The sequence below is a fragment of the Dietzia sp. B19 genome, assembly GCF_014145155.1.
GTDB lineage: Bacteria > Actinomycetota > Actinomycetes > Mycobacteriales > Mycobacteriaceae > Dietzia > Dietzia natronolimnaea.
The window spans coordinates 1-3,199 of the sequence record NZ_JAALED010000505.1 but is presented as its reverse complement, the minus strand read 5'-3'; the positions used below and the strand labels follow the sequence as shown (position 1 = coordinate 3,199).

Annotated in this window: 3 protein-coding genes; 2 read left to right on the top strand and 1 reads right to left on the bottom strand. The window is 72.1% G+C overall.

Annotation, left to right across the window (positions count from 1 at the left end):
• The coding region (locus tag G6020_RS13840; RefSeq protein WP_347238381.1) for a glycosyltransferase at window positions 1-387 on the bottom strand (387 nt) is incomplete at its 3' end.
• An 81-nt stretch (window positions 388-468) separates the two neighbouring features.
• Between G6020_RS13840 and G6020_RS13835 the strand changes: the two genes are divergently transcribed.
• Window positions 469-1,752: an acyl-CoA dehydrogenase family protein gene (locus tag G6020_RS13835; protein ID WP_182611012.1), complete on the top strand. Its 1,284-nt coding sequence runs from the start codon at window positions 469-471 to the stop codon at window positions 1,750-1,752.
• Window positions 1,749-3,047 carry a phosphotransferase family protein gene (locus G6020_RS13830; RefSeq protein WP_182611011.1) on the top strand — a complete coding sequence of 433 codons (1,299 nt, stop codon included), beginning with the start codon at window positions 1,749-1,751 and terminating at the stop codon, window positions 3,045-3,047. Before G6020_RS13835 ends, G6020_RS13830 begins: the two co-directional genes overlap by 4 nt.
• The last annotated feature ends 152 nt before the right edge of the window (window positions 3,048-3,199 follow it).

Below are 3,199 nucleotides of genomic sequence, written 5' to 3'. Positions count from 1 at the left end.
ACCGTCGGTGGCGGCGAGGGACTTCCACAGCGCCTCGCCCTTGCCCGGGACGTCCCCCAGGGCGGGCAGCACGTCCCCCTGCGCCACCACCCGGGCGCCGGCCGCGCGGGCCACCTCCGCGGTGCCGTCGACGCTGTGGGAGTCGATCACCACCAACTCGTCGATGAGTGGCACCCGCTCGACCAGCTCGGACCGGAGCGCGGCGACGATCACGCCGACCGTCGACTCCTCGTTCCGGGCCGGGAGCACGACGGACACCCGCCGACCGGCCTTGGCCGCGACCAGGTCCTCGGCGCGGAAGTCTCCGGCCAGGTAGGTGCGTCGCACCGACCAGTCGCGGACGGGGTCGACCCGGTCCGCGAGGGGGGTACGCGCGTTCTCGCTCACCCCCGCGATCCTGCCAGAGGTATCCGACGAGCCGCCGCCGTGGGACGGACCCGTTCACCCGGGTGTGCCACGATGCACACCATGGACTTCTCACCCTCACCCCGCGCGGCCGAGCTCACCGCGGCGGTCCGCGAGTTCATCGACACGCACATCACCCCGGTCGAGCCGGGGATCCACGCCGACATCGCCCGTCGCCGACTGGCCGGCGAGGACCCCTGGGCGGTCGATCCGCGGATCACCGACCTGCAGAGCAGGGCGCGCGAGCAGGGACTGTGGAACCTCTTCCTGCCCGCCGGGCACGAGGGGCCCTACGCCGAGCGCTACGGCACCCACGGCGGGACGGGCCTGACCAACACCGATTACGCGCCCGTCGCCGAGGAGATGGGGCGGTCGTTCATCGCGCCCCTGGTGTTCAACTGCAACGCCCCGGACACCGGCAACATGGAGGTCTTGCTCAAGTACGGGTCGCAGGAGCAGAAGGACCGGTGGTTGGACCCGCTCCTGGACGGGAGGATCCGCAGCGCCTTCCTCATGACCGAGCCGGCCGTGGCCTCCTCCGACGCCTCCAACATGGCGGCCACCGCGCGGGTCGAGGGTGACGAGGTGGTGCTGGACGGTCGCAAGTGGTGGTCCACCGGCGTCGGCCACCCGGACTGCGAGGTCGGCATCTTCATGGGCGTGTCCGACCCGGACGCGCACCGCTACCTGCGCCACTCGATGGTCCTGGTGCCCATGGACGCCCCCGGGGTGCGTGTCGAGCGCATGCTCACCGCACAGGGGGTCTACGACGAGCCGCTCGGACACGGCGAGGTGTCCCTCGACGGCGTGCGCCTGCCGGTGGAGAACATCATCTCCGGTCCGGGTAAGGCCGCCGAGATCGCCCAGGGTCGGCTCGGCCCCGGCCGCGTCCACCACTGCATGCGGCTCATCGGGCTGTCGGAGATGGCGCTCGACCTGGCCTGCCGTCGTGCCTCGGGCCGGGTCGCCTTCGGCAAACCCGTCGTCAACCTGGGCGGGAACCGGGAGCGGCTCGCCGAGGCCAGGATCGCCATCGACCAGGCCCGCCTGCTGGTGCAGCACGCCGCCTGGAAGCTCGACACCGAGGGGCAGGCGGCCGTGGAGGTCAGTGCCATCAAGGCCGCCGTGCCGAAGATGGCCCAGAAGGTGATCGACATGTCCCTGCAGCTGCACGGGGGCGGCGGGATGAGCGACGACTTCCCGCTCGCGGGCGCCTACGCCACCGCGCGCTCGCTGCGCCTTGCCGACGGGCCCGACGAGGTCCACCTGGGCGTGGTCGCCCGGGCGATGCTCGCGCCGTACCGCGACGCCGCCGGAGCCACTACAGAAGCAGAGTCGCGCCGATGAGTCGACCGCACGGGGCCTCGCCCCTGAGCCGCCGGATCCCCGGTGCCGGCGCGGTGCGCCGTGAGGACGCGTTCGACGTGGAGGCGGTCGCGGCCTGGCTGCGTTCCGTCACCCCCGACCACGCGGACGTCCTGGCGGGAGTGGACCTGGGTGACGACGACGAGCCGGTCATCCCCGAGGTGAGCCAGTTCTCGGGAGGCGCGTCCAACCTCACCTACGTGTTGCGATATCCCGGCGTGGACCTGGTGCTGCGCCGCCCGCCGGCCGGCACCAAGGCCCGCGGTGCCCACGACATGAAACGCGAGTACCGCGTCCAGTCGGCGCTCCGCCCGGTGTACCCTCTGGTGCCCCGCATGGTGGGGTTCTGCGACGACCACTCGGTGATCGGGTCCGACTTCTACGTGATGGAGCGACTCGAGGGCACGATCCTGCGCAAGGACATCCCCCGGGAACTCCGCTCGGACAGGGCCACGATCCGGAGGTTGTCCGAACGGGCGGTCGACGCCCTGGTGGACCTGCACGCCGTCGACGTCCGGGCCGCCGGCCTGGACGACCTCGACCGTGGCGAGGGCTACGTGCGCAGGCAGGTCGAGGGGTGGTCGGCCCGCTACCGCCGCGCGCGGACCCCCGACGTGCCCGACTTCGCGCCGGTGATGAAGTGGCTGGACGCCAATCAGCCGGACGACGTGGGCCACTGCCTGGTCCACAACGACTTCCGCTTCGACAACCTGGTTCTGGACCCCGGCGACGTCACCTCCGTCATCGGCGTCCTGGACTGGGAGATGGCGACCGTCGGTGACCCGCTCATGGATCTGGGTGGTGCCCTGGCCTACTGGGTCGAGGACGGGGACGGCCCGGTGTTCAAGGCGTTCCGGCGCCAGCCCACGCACGCGCCCGGGATGCTCACCCGGTGGGAGGTCGTCGAGCGCTACGCCGAGCGGTCGGGCCTGGAGATCAGCGAGGACGACTGGCGGTTCTACGAGGTCTTCGGACTGTTCCGCCTCGCGGTGATCGCCCAGCAGATCAACCACCGCTTCTTCCACGGTCAGACGACGAACCCGGCGTTCCGCGCGTTCCGGCCCGCGGTGGGGTTCCTCGAACAGCGGTGCCTGCGCATCATCCGCACCGGCGAGGGGCGGCTGACGCCCACCCGGATCAGCCCGCGCGACGTGATCCCTGAGCTGCTCGCGGTGCCCAGGGTCGTCCTGCCGCTGCTCGCGGGCGGGGTGCACGACGCGCGCCAGAAGATCGGCGGGCTCCTCGGTGGCCTGCCGGGGACGGGGAACCGCACGTGACGGGGGTCGATCGCTGATGGGGGCCATCCACCTGGTCCGCCACGGGCAGGCCTCGTTCGGGAGCGGCGACTACGACCGGCTCTCCGAGACCGGCCACCTCCAGGCCAGGCTCACGGGCCGGGACATGGCGGCGCGCGGACTGCGGCCCGACG

Coding starts and splice junctions, on each gene's coding strand:
- G6020_RS13835 (WP_182611012.1), top strand. CDS start 469: ATGGACTTCTCACCCTCACCCCGCGCGGCCGAGCTCACCGCGGCGGTC.
- G6020_RS13830 (WP_182611011.1), top strand. CDS start 1,749: ATGAGTCGACCGCACGGGGCCTCGCCCCTGAGCCGCCGGATCCCCGGT.